Origin of the sequence: Microcoleus sp. B4-C2 (genome assembly GCF_036705265.1) — a bacterium.
Lineage (GTDB): Bacteria > Cyanobacteriota > Cyanobacteriia > Cyanobacteriales > Microcoleaceae > Microcoleus.
On record NZ_JAUBUB010000006.1, the window covers coordinates 101132 to 118383 of the forward strand.

Here is a 17252-nt window from a genome sequence, read left to right on the forward strand (position 1 = left end):
ACCTCTGGAAACGAGATAAAGTACGATCGGGCTGTTAATCTGGATTACCAGAGCCTGGTAACGATAAAAGCTTGCTGTAGATTCTCTAAAAATTGCTATACATGGAACGACTTATTTCTGTATTCGGGTTAGCTGTTTTTGTCGGTTTGTCCTACGTCTTTTCAGTCGATCGGCGCGCTGTCAAGTGGCCGCCCGTATTGTGGGGAATTGCTTTACAGCTAATTTTTGCTATTTTAATTCTCAAAACTGCTCCTGGTTTGGCTGTCTTTAAATTTTTGGGAGATTTGGTGACGCAGTTTCTGAATTTTTCTGATGCCGGGGCAAAGTTTATATTTGGAGATAATTTTGCTGAACACTTTATCGCTTTTAAAGTGCTGCCGACTATCATTTTTTTCTCTTCGTTTATCACCATACTTTATCACTACGGCATTTTGCAGCGAGTTGTGCAAGCAGTGGCCTGGTTGATGATTAAAACCATGAAAACTTCCGGCGCAGAAACGCTTTCTTGTGCTGGGAATATCTTTATCGGGCAAACGGAATCTCCTTTGTTAATTAAACCTTATTTGGCGACGATGACGCTCTCGGAACTCCATGCTGTCATGACGGGAGGATTTGCCACAATTGCCGGCGGAGTCATGGCAGCTTATATTTCTTTTGGAGTACCGGCTCAACATTTAATTTCGGCGTCGGTGATGTCTGCACCAGCAGCTTTGGCTATTTCTAAATTGCTGTACCCGGAAACTGAAAAGTCGCTGACTGCTGGGGAGGTGGAGGTGAAGGTGGAACAGGTTTATGCTAATGCGGTGGATGCGGCGGCTTCGGGTGCTAGCGACGGGTTGAAGTTGGCGGCGAATGTGGCAGCGATGCTGATTGCTTTTTTGGGTTTGTTGGCTTTTTTTAATGCGCTTTTGGGGTGGTTTGGAGGGCTAATTAGTTTGCCTCAGTTGTCGCTAGAATTAATTTTTGCTTATTTGATGGCTCCGGTTGCTTGGCTGATGGGGGTGCCTTGGGCTGATTGTGCAGAGGTGGGGATTGTTTTGGGAAAAAAAACGATTTTGAATGAGTTTATTGCTTATTTAGATTTGATGCAATTGGTGAAACAACAGGGGATTTCTGAACGATCGCAAATTATCTCGACTTATGCTTTGTGCGGGTTTTCTAACATTGGTTCGATCGGGATTCAGATTGGGGGAATTGGCGCGATGGCTCCGCAGCGGCAAGGCGATTTGGCGAGGTTGGGCGTGAGGGCGATGATTGCTGGCTCTGTGGCTTGTTTTATGACTGCTTGTATCGCGGGGATGCTGATTTGAAAGTTTTGAGTTTTTAGTTAAGCTGTGCGGTGCTTATGGTGCACCTTACATTAACTCCAGTAAATCTTATTAAATAAAAGTTAAAAAAACCACCAAATTATTTGATGGGTGCTATTGGTTTGATAATTGGCGAGGCAGGACATGGAATTTTAGCGATCGGCTATTATTGAAAACAAGCAGGAGTTTAGTTTTTGACGAAAGCTTAAAACAGCAGCTTAAAAATGGAAACTAAATTTCCCTCAAAGCTCAAAACATTAGGTGGTAATATGGCTGTTCTGCAACTAGAAGACGGTAGAACATATACGGATATCCGGGCGATCGCGAGTCAACTGGCAGTTTTAAATATTGAGATCGATTCCCTGCCCGCCAACGAAAATCCGGCGTTTCAAGAACTGCTAGTTCAAGACATTCTCAATGTAACAGAAAAACAGCAGATTCTCGCAGCATATAATAGCGAGTTTGAACAGTTTAAGCGCGCCAGCGGATATAAGTGGTGCGACTTAAAAGTGCTGCATCCAGGTTCGCAGCAGATTTACGCGCTGATGACTCAAAGCGATCGCACTCACACCCACACAGATGCAGAAGTTCTTCACATTTTAGCTGGGGAATGCGTTTTTGGGTTTGTGTATTCTAACGGCTCTCAGGTACAATTAATGCTGGAAGCTGAAGAATACATTAAAGTGCCGGCTAATACCGAACATTGGTTTTATCTCACTCCGTCGCTGTACTTGAAAGCCTTGCAGTATTACACCAGTGCTCAAGGCTGGGTTCCTAAGTATACCAACAGGAAACTAAAAATTACAAACTAAATCTAGGGTGCGCTTCGGCGCACCTTCCTCTATCAAAATAGGCGATTATGGCGACACTACAAACAAAGTCTCTCTATAAAAGATGAGGATTAAATGCTTTCTACTTCATTAGGTGCGGCCATTTCAATTTCTTCGCAACGCTGCAAAAGCGCTTCTATTTCCTGAGCTAAAAAAATTACTTCCGGCCAAGAAGAACCGTTGATTAAATCTTGAGCGTGAGCTAATTTGTTTCTCAATGCTTCTGCTGACTTTAAAAAACGCTCCCCGTAGCGTTTGGATTTGAGCCCCAGTCGATCGACTATTTCAGCAGAAGTCAGGATTAAATCTCGCTTGTCGCAGAATTGCAGGTAATCGATTAAGTCAATTGCTTCATTTCGCGCTCGCCCCAATTGCCAAAGGTGTTTTGCTGCTAAAATACGATCGCCCTTAAGCAATTTTTGCCAAGAATCTTGGGGAAAGTAAATCCGCACGATCCGCAATAAATTCATTTCCAAAAGCGTCACCAATCCAAACAGCAGCATCCGCACCGGTGCTTTTTGTAAATCGCCACAGGTAACAATCCCGTCGATCCTGTTGCTTTCCAATACAAATAATCTGGGTTTTTCTCGCAGCAGCGGCAGCAATTCCATCAAAGGAGTCGAGGCGGCAATTAATTGGGAGGGGTGAAAAATTTGCTGGTAGTCGCTGCACTTACCTGCGATTAAGTGCGATCGTTCTACATAGCCGCAAACCGTGCCATTTTCTTCGATACCGAGCACGTCAAAATCGCGGGCCTCCATCCACGATCGCAATTTGGCTGCGTCTTCGCAAGCTGGGACAGCTTTCAGCGGTTCCGCGAGGTATTTAACTGTAATGCTGTCTTTGAATAAATCCCGCAAGTCGGCGGAACTTGATTTTAAATGTTTCATCTCATGTCCGGTAATTTCATCGATCATTGCGCGACAAGAGGACAATTCATATTGTAGCTGCAAGTGAAGACGCCGTATTACCGTGGGAGAATCTCAGTTTTGTAAAAAGCGTTTTTTAGAAGTGCGATCGTTCCCCCTTGCACTCCTGTAAAATCAAAACTGAAATAATGCCTTACCCAAGGCGTGTCAACTTAACGTTAAACCCTCAGTCCGGCTATTGTTGAAACCCCTGGCTCAAAGCGAAATTCCTCGCTACGAGGACTAATGAGTTCTTCAGTCCTCTTTGAGAGGACTTTACCTATGAGACAGGGAATTCATTCCCTGGCGGACTGCCGATGAGCGGGAGGACTGACAGATTTCATGATATTACTTACTGGCTAATTCCGGGCAATAATGATTGGCGGCAAGGGTGGTAATAATATCGGCATCGGCGAGAAAACTTTCTTTGGCAGTTGGATTTTCGATACTGACAGCTTGCCCGATCGCTCTTAATTTAACTTCCGGCAGAGAAAGTCCCGATTTTGCTTCCGCACACATTCTTTTAGCGGCCGCAATTTTTTGACCAGGGGCCCTTTGGATTGCTTGCAGTAAATTGTCCGTTGCTTCGGGAGAGTAGCTTTTTGCTAAGCGTTTGTAGTCTTCGAGAAATTTGCCATCGTTTCCTGTCAGCTTAATGTCTGATTCTTGAGGCGAACACAACAAATTTAAGTTAATTACTTCTCCCACTGAATTAACCAGAAAACATCCTTCGCGTTCTTGGGCGATGGCGCTTTTGTCACTGGGTACAAATTGTATAATAACGGCGGACATAACAGCAGTTAAACGCGAGTAATTTAGCATGGAATTACGTGATATATTTAGCATTTCTAACCGCCGAATGCTGAGCAGTACGGGTGTTTTTGAATTAGAGCGTGTCCGGTAAATTAACCGAAATAATTGTAGGGGCGGGTTTCACCAACCATCTATACTTCTAACTAAAAATATACATAAACCCGCCCTCCAAGCTGTCGGCAATTCAACAAAAATAATATCAGACAAACATTTCGTTGTCTAGGGAAGTTTTCATTAACAGCAAACATCCCCCTTGTGTCAGGGGCGAATGTGTGGAACCGGGAACCGATCGAATGTAGTCGCCTTGATGGCAAATTTCCCCTTCTACAATTAAGTCTCCTTCTAATACAAGCACTTCCTCCGAGGCAGCGTGTCGGTGCATGGGAAATGTTACTCCCGGTTCTAGTCGCATCAAGCAGGTAATTTCGCGCTTTTGTTTGTCAATATAAAGCTTGCCAAACGAAAGTCCCGGAACTCCATAAGATTTCCATTTGACATCGTGCGATCGCACTATTAAAGATGGAGTATTGTTCTCGGTTGGAGAGGTAACAATTGGCTTTATATTGACTGATTCTGCCGGGGTTGGCTGCAGTTCGGCTATGCGCTGTAACAGGCGGTTTTTCAGGTCGGGGGCGACTGGAACTGGGGGGGCTGTGTAGGCGATCGCGGCAATTGTTGATTCCAAAGCAGCTAATTCACTTGTAAGTTCTGCGGACTCTTTCAATTTCTCTGCAAATGCGCCGCGTTCTGACTCGTCGAGGATATCGAGAGCTTGAAGGGCTGCAAGGATTTTATATTCCTCGTCTGGCATCATTTCCATCTGTTTTCCGCCATTAATTGTAATTCAGCCTAAGTTGATTTTAAATTTGAGATTGTCGGCTGCCCTCGCACTCAAGATGGATGATTGGAGATGCCACAACTTTAGATTTTAAACAACTTAAATTAGGTTTTTTGACCATCTAAAATTGTTCGCTCAAAGCTTGACGCAATTTGGAAATACCCAACCGAATTCTGGTTTTGATTGTACCTGTCGGGATACCAGTTTTAGCTGAGATCGCCGCGCAAGTCAGCCCTTGGTAGTAGGCGAGTTCGATCGCCTCTTGCTGTTCCTTTGGCAGTTTTTCTAAGGCTGCTTGGACTTGTTCCCTGCGTTCTTTAAACATTGCATCTTCCATCGGTTCTGCAACGCTAGAGATGGGTACTTTAGCATCTTCCAGACAAGCTTCAGCAGCCCGGACTGTTCGCTGCATCGCTCGGAGTCGATCGAGGGAACGACTGCGGGTAAGCATGAACAACCACGTATCTGCTCGACTGCGAGAAGGATCGTAAGTTGCTGCTTTTTGCCAAATTTGGGAAAAAACATCGAGTACCACTTCTTCGGCTTCTTCTACCGAACCCAGGATTTTGTAAGCGAGAGCGTAACTTGGGCGACCGTAGCGATCGTAAAGTTTAGCTAATGCCGTTTGGTCTTTCTGGGCAATCTGCACTAAAAGCAGCGATTCATCGCCTGACTTCTGGCCTGTCATCTCAGTGTACCTAAAATTTTTGTTTTGACTGCACAGATCCAAAATTAAAAATTCGGCGTATATCACTACAGAACATAATTGTAAGTTTGAAGTTGGGGTACAAACTGGAGTATGCCTTTTTAGGCTAACTTTGTCGTGCTTTGAATTGTAAAAATCCCAAGTCATCTGGAATTTTACCACCTAATTAATGATTTGGTTGAGACTTAGCAATCCGCTTTATGCAGAACGAAGAAATGCCCGGAGCCTGAACACTCAAAACAGCGCCATTCACTCGTTCCCAAGCTTTGTTCGATCGCTCCCAATAAGAGCCTGGGAACCCGTATAAGCGAGGCTGTGGCTCCACTCGATCGAGGGAAGCCTTGTCTGGGAGCAGGCATTCCCAAGCATAGTCCGGGAACGAGTAAATCCTCAATAACACACTTTTTTCCCTAAATTTATCTTGAAGCACAGATCCAAAATTGCCAAACCTTCGTATACCACCAATAGGAGAAGGCTCAGCAATAGCGCAAAAGCCCGACAGGTTGACAGATTTCAACCTGTTGCTACAAAAGTAAAACCCGCGAATGCGGGTTATTTACCATTGATTTGTGCAAAAAATTCATTGCAATAAAGGTGCTAACTGTGAAGCTCACAAAAAAAATTCGCCGAACCATACTAGCTATTGAAGTAGCTCTAATTGCTCTATTAACTCCAGGGATAATTGTCGCTTCTGACCACGACGACGGCGAAGTAGATATCAAAGGTCGCGCGGTCAATTTAACTGACCTATATGTATATCGCGAAAAAGACCAAAACTCCGGTGCTGCGGACGGGGATTTAGTATTTACCATGAATTCAAATCCCAGGTCTGTCGCCCGTTATCAATATTATTTCAGCACTACAGCCCTCTACCAATTTCACATCACGCAAGTAAGTGACGTGAATTCTACACCTACTGGACGTTCGGATATTATCTTGCGGTTTGCCTTCAGTCCGCCTAACAATAGAGGTATGCAAGCGGTAGCTGTAACTGTTGTTCGCAACGGCTCGGAGACTGTTGCTAAGACTACAGTTAACGGCGGGCTAATTGCCACAACTCCGCTGAATTCTAATGCTGTTGTAAATACAGTACCTGTGGGCGGTTCTAACTTGACTGTATTTGCGGGTTTACGCGAAGACCCGTTTTTCTTTGATGTGGAACAATTTTTCCGAGTTCGCGCCGCAGCTTTGGGAACGGGGCCGCGCACTGCTTTTAAAGAACCGAGTCAAGCGATCGACTTTACTAAAGGTTACAACGTCAATTCAATTGCCGTGCGCGTTCCCAAAGCGTTTTTGCAAGCAGGAACTGGGGCGAATACTTTTGATGTTTGGTCAACAGTTTCGATCCGGGATGGAGCTGGCGGTTTTAAACAATTCGAGCGTTTGGCAAGACCTGCAATTAATGAGGGTTTGATAGTTACTCCCGCTTATCTGGAAGCATTCAATAATATTCCTCCGAGATTGGATTTGAGCGCTGCTGCTGCTCCGGTGCGTCAGGAAGCTGTTGCTACTTTGAATGCTGTCGATCTTTTGGACGGTCGGGATAATGTCGATCCAAATGCGATCGCCGGAGCTTTCTTACCCGATGTCATGCGGATCGATACCACAAAAACCAGCGGCTACGCTAGCGCTACAAATGCTCAAGGAAGCTTGATCGGAGGTCGTATGCTGATGGACGACGTTATTGATATCACTCTGGGAGCTTTGGTGGGTTCTCCGGTTGGGGATAACGTTTCATATAACGGAACTCCGGGAAATCCGGCTCAGGGACACAAACCTTTAGAACCGACTTTTCCTTATTTGGCTTTGCCTAATTAGTCATTAGTCATTAGTCATTAGTCATTAGTCATTAGTCATTGCTTATTGGCTAATGACATATTGAAAATACTTTTTTGAACCGCAGATGAACGCTGATTAACGCGGATGTATGAAAACTAAAATTCAACACAAAATAAAATCGGATATTGTCTCGTATTGGCTGCTGATAGTGGTTCCTTTAGTTGGGATGGTAGTAGTGAATTTACCTCCTAATTGGCGTTTTATTTCAGATATTTTTTTTAACCAAAGTCCCGAAAATCTCGATACTAATTACCGCTATCATTTTTCGGAAAGTTTGAGAAATAATCCCAATCAAAAAGAAGCAATTCAGCAAGAGATTGCTTTTTACCAGCAGCGGTTGGCAGTTGATTCCCGCAGCGGTTTGAACCGGGCGGCACTGGCAGGATCTTATTTAAAAATGGCTCGCGCTACTGGGGAGGGAGGTTGGTTTTTATTGGCGGAACAGGCGGCTCAAAGGTCGATCGCCGATTTGCCTTTTGACAACCAAGGTGCGCTGTTAGTTTTAGCTCGAATTGCTGAGGCAAGACACGATTTTGCTACTGCTTTGCGCTTTGCTAAACAGGCGGGTTCTGACAATGAAGATGCGATCGCCCTTTCAGTTACATCTCACTTAGCGATGGGAAAAGTGAGCGAGGCAAATGTAGCCGCAGAAGCCTTAGTTAACCGGATTCCGAACTTGGGTTCTCTCACTTTGAGAGCTTTAGTGAGAGAGTCTCAGGGCCGAGATGCTGAGGTTTTGCAGGATTACCGCCAAGCAATGGCGGCGGAGGAACCGGGAGAGGTTGCTGGTTCGGCGCGGGCCCGATCGCTCTTGGGTCGATTTTACGCGCGTCGCGGGCAGTTTGTGCAGGCGAAAGCGCTGTTTTTGGAGGCGCTGCGGTTGGTGCCGCGATACCCGCTGGCGCTGATTTATTTGGCGGATTTGGAGACGCGGCAGGGCAATTATCGGGAGGCGGAAGGCTATTACAGCAAGGTTTCTGCGTATTCTGGCCAGGTTGCGACTGTGTTCGATCGCATTGTCGATCGCGGTATGGCGAGGGTGAAGGATTTGCAGGGAGATGCGATCGAATCCCGGCGACTTCGCGACAAAGCAGAAGCGGGGCTGCGACAGGAACAGGTTTCTGGATCTGGCGGTTTTGGGCACCGCAGGGATTTAGCGAGTTTGCTGCTGGAAAAAGGTCGATCGCAGGATGTCGCGGAAGCGCTGGCGTTAATGCAGGAGGAGGTGAAAATTCGGCGGGATGCTTTGACGCTGGATACTTTGGCTTGGGCGCTTTCCGCCGCTGGTGAGTGGCAAAAGGCCGATCGAGTGATGGCCGAAATAGTGCGATCGGGCATTCGCGATGCGGGGATGTTTTACCGGGCTGGTGCGATCGCCCGGACTTTAGGTAAAGATACCGAATCTCGCGCTTATTTTCAAAAGTCCAAGGAAATTGACCCGAATTTTGACGATCGAGCTCGCCAAGCATTGGGTTTGGGAAGTTATGAATTTTGAGATTAGCTAATAGCAGCCATTCGGCCAAATTCGCCATTCCGTCAATCCGCCAGGGGTTGAAACCCCTGGCTAAAAGCTTAAGTCCTCTTGCATAGGAATGAAATCCGCAATTGTTGAATTTGATTAGCTATTCAGTCGGTTTCAACCGACTTTCGCTATGAGACGGGGATTTCAATCCCCGGCGGACTGTGAGACTCACGAAAAGAGCGATCGCCTAAAAAATCCCAACACACACAAACTACTTACCAAAAAACTTACAAAAAAAAGGAATTTATGCTGTACAAAATGAACCGACTTTCCCAATTATTTATCCTATTCTTCCTAACACTTTCATTATTACTAACAACCTCAACCCGACCAGTTTACTCGCACTGGGCAGACTTATCCGTAGCAGAAATAGTAGTCAACGATTTACAAACCGAAATAACATTAACTTTCCCAACCGGCTTAACAAACTTCGCCGACGACAATCGAGACAGCCAGCTACAACCTGCTGAAGTTCGCAGCCACCAAACACAGCTAGAAAAGTTTTTCAGCCAACAAATTCGCATTACCAACAGCAGTAACATTCAAGGCTCCGTAGCAGTAAAACCGCTAGAAATATCAGCTAAAACCGCCAGTGTGATCCAGCAGCCCAATACCCACAGCACGTTAATTTTAGACTACACCTGGCCCGCACCTTCTCAAGATAAAACCCCCGCTTTACCTGATGCAATTTCTATCTCCAAACCCGAGCAATTGCGGATTAATTACAATCTGTTTTTGCCCGGAGTTCCGACAGCTAGCTGTCAAGCTACGATTGTGCAAGCGGGTGCTGTAAAAAGCTTTGTGTTTACGCCGCAAAACCGGGACTTTTTGTTAGCAGGAAAGGAATCTATCTGGGATTCAGGTTGGAGTTTACTGCTAGCAATAGCGGGAGCATTTGCTTGGGGATGCGTGCACGCGATGTCGCCCGGACACGGAAAAACCATAGTCGGTGCTTATTTAGTGGGTTCGCGGGCTACTCCCCTACACGCTTTATTTCTAGCAGCGACGACTACAATTACTCACACTGCGGGCGTGTTTGCTGTCGGCGGAATTACTTTGTTTGCTTCTAACTTGATCGACCCCGAAAAATTAGATCCTTGGCTGAGTTTAATATCGGGTTTATTAGTAGCTTTTATCGGGTTTAACTTATTATTATCAAAAATTAAGACGAGGTTGGGAGTGAGGACTGAAGTTCTCAAAAAAATCAAAAGTAAAATTTTTAATAAAAACTGGTTTTTAAGGAGTAAAGTCTTTACTGCGGAAAGTGAAGAACCAGTAAATCTTTTGAGTAGAGGAACTTGGGAGAGAGAATTTAAACCTGTAAAACCAGATATCTCTCACCACTATCACGATCACGGAGACGGCCGCCTTCACTCGCATTTGCCGCCCGGTACTGACGGTTCTCCCATTACTTGGAAAAGCTTATTAGCATTGGGGATTTCCGGTGGTTTGTTGCCTTGTCCTTCCGCTTTGGTGATGCTGTTGAGCGCGTCGGCTTTGGGCAATGTTGGTTTGGGAATGACGTTAGTGGTAGCGTTTAGTTTGGGATTGGCTTTAGTGCTGAGTGCGATCGGATTAATCTTAGTTTATGCCAAACGGAATTTTGATAAACTGCCCAAACAGATAACAGCAGTCAAATTTCTGCCTGCGATTAGTGCGATGTTTGTAATGTTTTTGGGGTTGGGAATTACCGGACAGGCGATGTTGAAAATATTGGCTGCAAATCAATGGGTAATTGGCAATGGATAAGCATAAAATTATGACTCTCCCTCCTAACTACAAACTTACGAATAAGTCGGATTTTAGATACCCGATTTCTTGAAGAAGCCGGGTATCTGGGTATTTTGTTTTTAGCCGTTGCTCACTTATCCGGCCGCACTATGTTTATTAATAATTTCGGCTAAATCGGGTACTCCCTTTTCCACGTAATTCTTGGCTGAGGGGCGGAGTTTGGCATAGGCGCCTTTAACCATCGATCTTGTGCTTTTCTCGACCCTTTTGTCGCTGATTTGGAGCAATTCGTCTGCTACTTCACCTTTTCTTTGGGCTAGATATTCTACTGGGTTGCCATTGTTTACCCCTTCAGCCCACATCGGATCGAGTGCGATCGAGATTTCTGGCAGAAGTTGATCGACGACTTGGGCGCAATAGTCAGCCCGTATCCCCTTGACAGTAGAGTAGGCAGCTTTCAGAGCCAGACCACCCAATCCGGACGCTGCTGCAACTTGTTGGTCTATCAACTTTACACAGTCATCAACAAAAGTGTCTCTGTGGTTTTCATTCAAGAGAATATCGCTAAGTCCCATTTTCGCTTTCCTTGATTTAATAGTCAATGTGCTTATACCAATTTTTTATGCGGCTGCATAGAATCCGATCCCCCCTAGCCCCCCTTAATAAGGGGGGAACAAGATTCTTATCAAAGTCAACCCCTACTCCCCTTCTTAAGGGGGATTTAGGGGGATCGAGATATGTGCAACTTTACAATAAATTGGTATTATTAGCTTCGATCTCAATCTGACATCATATATCTATTTTGAGCCATTACTCAAGGTTTCCCAAGTTTTTTAAGGTTTGAAAGTCTTTACTTGACAAGCTGGTGTTGAGATTTGTCTAGTAGTATGTTATAGGAATTAATGTTCTATCTGCTACTAATTATTTGCCTACGGTTTGTAGTAAGGGCTTTAGTCCTTATTAGGTGATATTAATGAGGACTAAAGCCCTGACTACAAACTGATGAGTTGTGAACAGTCACATAGAAAAGAGAACAGCTCGAAAAAAATATTAGAAAGGCTCTGCCTAAGTCCGATCGCACTTGCACGTATGATCTGGCACGTATCATTAGGATTGGACATTCGGCTTGATGCCTGCAGGTACTGAAACGATGGGAAGTTTCAGGGTTTGAGCCGGACGATCGCTCGATCGCAATACCAAATTTTTCGGTAATTTCGCGGAAGTGCTTAGTCCGGGAAATATTTGAAGCGATAAGGTTAAGCCGGCCGCTAATAATAATTTTTCTAACATGGCACTTTCTCCCATACATATGCCCTAGGGCATAATTCCTCTTACACCTACAACATATAAACATCCTCAGTCGCTTGGTGCGATCGCACGGGCATAGTTTAAGTGACATCTATCACCACTGAGGAGGGGGTGATGGGGATAGGGGGTGTGGGCATAGGGGGTAATGGGCATTAGGGATGTGGGGGAGAGTGGGAAATCTTGACTCGCACTTCTGGCGTCAACATCCGTTGAACGTGTTAAATCCCTTACACTGCTTCCCTGCCAAACTTCCCTAAAAATCAAGAATTGTCCTAGAGAAAGAAGCCGTTGAGTCTCTCTCAAAGGTAGAATTAGCGCGTAGAAGTTATTTGACACAGCGGAGGTACCGACAAGATGCTTGCATACATTCTGGCGTTAGCGGTCGGTCTAGGCAGCTTCAGTATTTACATGGCGGCCTTCTTTTTTCCAGAAGTGCACCGCAAAAGTGATTTTACCTGGAGCGGGGTAGGGCTTTTTTATGCGTTAATTTTATGGGCTTGTGCGGGACGAATTACTGGTGCTCTCCTGCTTGGTCAAATGGCGGGCGTGGCGATGTTGGGCTGGTTTGCCTGGGAAACTCTGACTTTGCGCCGGCAGGTGACGCCGATTGCTGAGCAAACGCCGATTCCTCAGTCGGCGAAGTTGGCAGCAGCAGGCGTGCCGTTTACTGGCTTGTTTGCCAAGAAAAAAGAACCCGCAGCAGCGGCGAAAAAACCTAAGTTTGTTCGATCGCCCAAACCGAAAACTGATGTGGTTCCAGCACCCACTCTGGATAAGGGCGAGGTAAAGCTAGAGGAACAGCCAGCGATTCCCCCCATAGCTGAAAGTATTGCAGAAAGTGCGATCGACGAGGCAACGGCTGAAAGTGCGATCGCCCCTGACTTGAAAATTCCCGACTCGAAACCACCTGCAATTGCAGAAATACCCGTCTTTTCAGTCGAAACTCCTGCTGCTGAGACTTCACCCACCCCAGCAGAATTAGCCAGCAGCTTCACTCCTCTACCTCTACCTCTAGAAATTTCAGAAATAGCCGTTGCACCAAGTGTGGAGCCAGTAGAGGCTCAGCCAGAGCCTCCACAGCAGCCAGAAGTCGATGATTTTGACGAGGAAACAGAATGGAGGACAGCCGTTAAAGAGTCGCAGGCGGCAGCGGCAGCGGCGGCCCCAACGGCGGCCCCAACTCCTCCTACTCCTCCTAAACCAGCTAAAAAATCCGGCGGTTTCGGTAGTCTGTTTGACAACATCAAAAATAGTCTCGGCGGTATGTTGGGACGGGGTGCGGGTAAAAACAAATCTGATGCAACTCCGCAGACGCCAAAACCTTCAGTGACTCCAGAATCGATCGCACCTGAATCTCAAATAACGGCAACTCCAGCATCGGGTATTGACCAAATTCTCGAATCCGAATTAGCCCAGGCGGCTGCGGAAGTGGCAGCCGAAACCAGCAACACTGCTGTGGAAACAAGCCTTGGAGTGCCGTTTCCCAACGATGTTGAAGCAATGGCCGAGTTGATGGCTACAGAAACCGCGAGTTCTGACAAAATAGGGGACGGGACGATCGAAGATCGATCGTCCGCTGACACCCAGACACCTCTGGCTGCGGTTGGTGAACCGGAAGCAGCAGCCCCTGCTTTATCTCTGGAAACCCAGACACCGCTGGCTGCAGTTGGTGAACCGGAAGCAGCAGCAGGCGTACCGGAAGCAGAAGCCCCTGCTGTATCTCTGGAAATGACTGTGGTGGAAATGGCAGCGCCTGTAGAGATAGAAATACCGGGAGAACCTGGGTTGAGCGTGCAGGTGGAAACGGTTTCAGTATCAGTGATCTCGATCGAATCTACAGGTGAAGAACTCTCTTCTGAGGCAGAACAAACTGAATTGATTCGCCCGAATCCCCCCGATCCGAATCTAGTCGAAACTGCTAAACCGACTACTGAATCCAAGTCTGAGAATGTATCCGGCGAAGATAAGCCATCATCTTGAGCCAAAAAGCAAAAGGTAGAAACCAGAATTTTTTTTGATTCTGCCTTCTGCCTTCTGCCTTCTGCCTTCTTACTTTTTACTTTTTACTTTTTACTTTTTACTTTTTACTTTTTACTTCTTCCTTCTTCCTTCTTCCTGACATCCGTTACATCCGTTATATCCGTTACATCCGTTACATCCGTTACAGAATCCGTTGCCGAACTTCCTTCTTCCTTCTCTTTTAATATTATGAAAGCAATTATGGTCGTGGGAACAACATCTCACGCAGGGAAATCTTTACTCGTTGCAGCTTTATGTCGAATTTTTTCTCGACGCGGCTGGCGGGTAACTCCGTTTAAAGGTCAGAATATGGCACTGAATTCCTATGTCACAGCGGCCGGCGGAGAGATTGGTTACGCTCAAGCAGTGCAAGCTTGGGCTGCGGGCGTAGCACCTTGGGTAGAAATGAATCCGATTTTGCTCAAGCCACAAGGAGACATGACTTCTCAATTGATTGTCAAGGGCCGGGCGATCGCCAATGTGCGAGCATCTCAATATTATGAACAGTATTTCGATATCGGCTGGCAAGCTATTCGGGACTCTTTAGAATTTCTCAAGCAAGAATTTGACATGATTGTGTGTGAGGGAGCCGGCAGCCCTGCTGAGATTAATCTCAAACACCGCGATTTAACAAATATGCGGGTAGCTAAATATTTAAAAGCTCGGACTTTGCTGGTAGTTGATATCGATCGCGGCGGTGCTTTTGCTCACATCATCGGTACTTTGGAATTGCTCGATCCAGACGAACGAGCTTTAATTAAAGGATTCATTATTAATAAGTTCCGAGGGCAAAAATCGATATTAGATCCGGGCCTGACTTGGCTAGAAGAAAGGACGGGAATCCCCGTAGTTGGCGTGATTCCTTGGATAGACGAAGTGTTTCCCTCAGAAGATTCTCTCGATTTGCTCGATCGGCGTTCTCCCAATTCTCAAACCGACATAAATATTTCGGTCATCCGCCTGCCCCGAATTTCCAATTTTACCGACTTTGACCCCCTGGAGTCGGAAACTAGCGTCACCGTCAAATATGTCAGCCCAAAAGACCATTTAGGCCATCCAGACGCCGTGATTTTACCAGGCTCTAAAACTACAATTTCCGATTTGCAAGTGCTGCGCCAAACAGGTATGGCAAAAGCTATTCAAAATTATTTAGTAGCTGGCGGTACCGTCATGGGAGTTTGCGGCGGCTTTCAGATGCTGGGACAAAGTATCACCGATAAAGAAGGCATTGAGGGAGAAAAGGGAGAATTTCCAGGATTAGGATTGCTGCCTTTGAAAACGGCGATGGCACCGAACAAAATTGCCCGCCAACGAATCGTAACATCTAACTATCCTCAACCGGGTTTGCCAGTTTCCGGTTACGAAATTCATCAAGGAAAAACGCAAATCCTAGAGTCAGATTTGACTCAACCGCTATTTGACGATGCTAGTTTAGGGATTGTCAATACTTCTCAATCAATTTGGGGTACATACCTGCACGGCATCTTTGACAACGGAGCTTGGCGGCGAGCTTGGTTAAATCACTTGCGGCAGCAGCGGGGACTCCGCGCATTGCCTACAGGTATTCCTAATTACCGAGAACACCGAGAAACTCTGTTAGACTCTCTAGCAGATACTGTGGAAAAGCATTTAGATATAAAGCATATTTTAGGTTAATTAGTTAACTGTTTACAGTTGACAGTTGACAGTTGACTATTAACTATTGTTTGTTAGAGTTGAGGTTCAAATTCAATGACAAAAGTTTGTTTTTTACCAGATAATGTAACAGTTGAAGCTGAACCAGGAGAGCTTTTGCTAGATGTAGCCAAACGTGCAGGGGTTTCTATTCCTACCGGCTGTCTCATGGGTTCTTGTCACGCTTGCGAAGTAGAAATTGATGGCGGAGATACGATTTGTGCTTGTATTTCCGGCATCCCTTCGGGGAAAAAGCAAGTGACAATTAATTTGTATGTTGACCCGAATTGGTAATTTGTTAGTAGTCAGTTGGCAGTTGGCAGTTGGTTGTTGGCATTAGTCATTAGTCATTAGTCATTAGTCAACAGTCAACAGTCAACAGTCAACAGCTAATTTTTTTGCCATTCTTGCTGTTTCTTTCGAGCAGATTGCAGCCATTTTTGGGATTCGGGATAAACAGTTGTCCCGGATTTCACGGATTCTAATTGATTGATAATTTGTTGCAACTGGCTGAGGGAGTTATCGGGATTTTGAGAATTCACATTATTTTGCAAGTTGGCAAACAAGCTTTTAGCTGCTTGCAAAGCTTTTGCAGAATCTTTTTCTGCTTCCAGTCTAATCTGGGTAGTTCCTAAATCTTTTTGATATTGAGCGAGTTTAGTTTGAGCGTCGAGATACCCAGGGTTATCGACAGAAATCAATTTCAGTCTGTTAATAGCTTCTTGCCACAATTGTGCTATTTGCTCCCACTGTGCGGCGGGATGGGGCGGGTTTTTGGCGGCGACGGCGGCGGAGAAAGCAAATTCTTTGGCAGCTTCAATTAAGTTGTCAGCCTGCACAGAACCGGTGGCGACGCCGCCCATTGCTTGAAAGTCTCTTTCTGCTGCTTTGAGTGTTTTTTTAGCCGTTTCTCCCGCGAGGGTTTCGGCGGGAATTTGATTGAGTTGGTCGATCGCACTTTGCCAATTTACCGTCGCTTTTTGTCTGTCTGCAGCGGTTTTGGCTTGCTGATACTCCTGTTTCGCCGCCTTGAGAGTTTGTTCGACTTGATTTAACTGAGTAAAAGCATTTTTTTGCTGGAAAATCTGAGCCTCCATCCGCCCCACATTTTTGCGGGCAGCTTGAAATTCATCGACTGTAAACCGCCAACTGCAGCGGAAAAAAGAGCAGTACCTCTGTGGGTAATAGCCGAGGAACCAGACTGGTAAGGCGTCGAGGTGTTTTTGTGCTTGTTTTGCTTTTATTTCGCCCAAGTCAAAATCAGCGACAGCAGTGGCTTTATTCACCAGTTGATCGGATTGTTCCACAAGGGCGATCGCCTGCCGGTAATTGTGATCCATACTCATAAAACTCGGCAGCAATAGTATCGGCATTGTCTTCGCCACGGGCCAGCGAATCATGGGAAGAGGTAGGTTAATCAGCCAAATTATCCCCGCAGCACTTCCCAGCAAACTCCCAGCAAAGATGATTTTACCGAACAATCCGGGCGGGCGGTTGGCTTTGACGGCAGCTTTGAGAGCTTGTTCGCTGAAGTTGGGAAATTCGTCTTTGAAGGTATCGCGGATTTCTTCTATTGAGGCGAAAGTGCCGTTTTGCGATCGTAACTTCTCCAACCGCTTGATTACCATCCGTCGGTAGACATCACCGGCTAGACTATCAGCCGCCGCGCACTTGTCAACTTCTGCCCGCAAAATTTCAAAAGCTCGATCGGTAAGACGCGCCATAAAACTCACCTATACCCTTTTAATTATTTTACA

At 45.9% G+C, this 17252-nt stretch carries 16 protein-coding genes; 8 read left to right on the forward strand and 8 right to left on the reverse strand.

From position 1 onward, the window contains the following. The first annotated feature begins 101 nt into the window (after window positions 1-101). Both QUB20_RS04115 and QUB20_RS04120 read left to right on the forward strand, forming a co-directional pair. Complete coding sequence (locus QUB20_RS04115; RefSeq protein ID WP_333243450.1) at window positions 102-1310, forward strand: NupC/NupG family nucleoside CNT transporter; 1209 nt, start codon at window positions 102-104, stop codon at window positions 1308-1310. 221 nt (window positions 1311-1531) lie between these two features. Then, a complete protein-coding gene (locus tag QUB20_RS04120; protein ID WP_333243453.1) occupies window positions 1532-2119 on the forward strand; it encodes an acireductone dioxygenase in 588 nt (195 codons plus the stop codon). Window positions 2120-2208: 89 nt separating this feature from the next. Here the strand turns inward: QUB20_RS04120 and QUB20_RS04125 are convergent, their stop codons facing one another. The 5 genes from QUB20_RS04125 to QUB20_RS04145 form a co-directional block, all read right to left on the reverse strand. Continuing rightward, window positions 2209-3027 carry a hypothetical protein gene (locus tag QUB20_RS04125; protein WP_333243456.1) on the reverse strand — a complete coding sequence of 273 codons (819 nt, stop codon included), beginning with the start codon at window positions 3025-3027 and terminating at the stop codon, window positions 2209-2211. Window positions 3028-3393: 366 nt separating this feature from the next. Further along, window positions 3394-3837 (reverse strand): DUF732 domain-containing protein, encoded by a 444-nt coding sequence (locus tag QUB20_RS04130; protein WP_333243459.1) that lies wholly within the window; start codon window positions 3835-3837, stop codon window positions 3394-3396. Window positions 3838-4057: 220 nt separating this feature from the next. Further along, window positions 4058-4678, reverse strand: coding sequence for a cupin domain-containing protein (locus QUB20_RS04135; protein ID WP_333291181.1), 621 nt, complete (start codon window positions 4676-4678; stop codon window positions 4058-4060). Window positions 4679-4817: 139 nt separating this feature from the next. Further along, entirely contained in the window at window positions 4818-5384 is a 567-nt protein-coding gene (locus QUB20_RS04140) for a sigma-70 family RNA polymerase sigma factor (RefSeq protein ID WP_333243466.1), read from the reverse strand. Between the two features lie 184 nt (window positions 5385-5568). Then, a complete protein-coding gene (locus tag QUB20_RS04145; protein ID WP_333243469.1) occupies window positions 5569-5802 on the reverse strand; it encodes a hypothetical protein in 234 nt (77 codons plus the stop codon). Between the two features lie 203 nt (window positions 5803-6005). Here QUB20_RS04145 and QUB20_RS04150 point away from each other — a divergent pair, with 203 nt between their 5' ends. From QUB20_RS04150 to QUB20_RS04160, 3 genes are all read left to right on the forward strand, one after another. Further along, on the forward strand, window positions 6006-7220 hold the full coding sequence (locus QUB20_RS04150) for a DUF4331 domain-containing protein (protein ID WP_333243472.1): 1215 nt from the start codon (window positions 6006-6008) through the stop codon (window positions 7218-7220). Between the two features lie 109 nt (window positions 7221-7329). Beyond that, window positions 7330-8736, forward strand: coding sequence for a hypothetical protein (locus QUB20_RS04155; protein WP_333243476.1), 1407 nt, complete (start codon window positions 7330-7332; stop codon window positions 8734-8736). Between the two features lie 273 nt (window positions 8737-9009). Continuing rightward, entirely contained in the window at window positions 9010-10512 is a 1503-nt protein-coding gene (locus tag QUB20_RS04160) for a HoxN/HupN/NixA family nickel/cobalt transporter (protein WP_333243480.1), read from the forward strand. Between the two features lie 116 nt (window positions 10513-10628). On the opposite strand, the gene QUB20_RS04165 is transcribed toward QUB20_RS04160, so the two are convergent. Together QUB20_RS04165 and QUB20_RS04170 are read right to left on the reverse strand one after the other, a co-directional pair. Further along, window positions 10629-11069 carry a DUF6918 family protein gene (locus QUB20_RS04165; RefSeq protein ID WP_333243483.1) on the reverse strand — a complete coding sequence of 147 codons (441 nt, stop codon included), beginning with the start codon at window positions 11067-11069 and terminating at the stop codon, window positions 10629-10631. 532 nt (window positions 11070-11601) lie between these two features. Beyond that, window positions 11602-11784, reverse strand: coding sequence for a hypothetical protein (locus QUB20_RS04170; protein WP_333238998.1), 183 nt, complete (start codon window positions 11782-11784; stop codon window positions 11602-11604). A gap of 372 nt (window positions 11785-12156) precedes the next feature. Here QUB20_RS04170 and QUB20_RS04175 point away from each other — a divergent pair, with 372 nt between their 5' ends. From QUB20_RS04175 to QUB20_RS04185, 3 genes are all read left to right on the forward strand, one after another. Then, on the forward strand, window positions 12157-13782 hold the full coding sequence (locus QUB20_RS04175) for a Ycf66 family protein (RefSeq protein ID WP_333243486.1): 1626 nt from the start codon (window positions 12157-12159) through the stop codon (window positions 13780-13782). 228 nt (window positions 13783-14010) lie between these two features. After that, a complete protein-coding gene (gene cobQ / locus QUB20_RS04180; protein WP_333243489.1) occupies window positions 14011-15477 on the forward strand; it encodes a cobyric acid synthase CobQ in 1467 nt (488 codons plus the stop codon). A 75-nt stretch (window positions 15478-15552) separates the two neighbouring features. Beyond that, window positions 15553-15789, forward strand: coding sequence for a 2Fe-2S iron-sulfur cluster binding domain-containing protein (locus QUB20_RS04185; protein ID WP_333239004.1), 237 nt, complete (start codon window positions 15553-15555; stop codon window positions 15787-15789). Window positions 15790-15884: 95 nt separating this feature from the next. Here QUB20_RS04185 and QUB20_RS04190 read toward each other — a convergent pair whose 3' ends face one another. Further along, a complete protein-coding gene (locus tag QUB20_RS04190; RefSeq protein WP_333243492.1) occupies window positions 15885-17219 on the reverse strand; it encodes a hypothetical protein in 1335 nt (444 codons plus the stop codon). Between the last annotated feature and the right edge of the window lie 33 nt (window positions 17220-17252).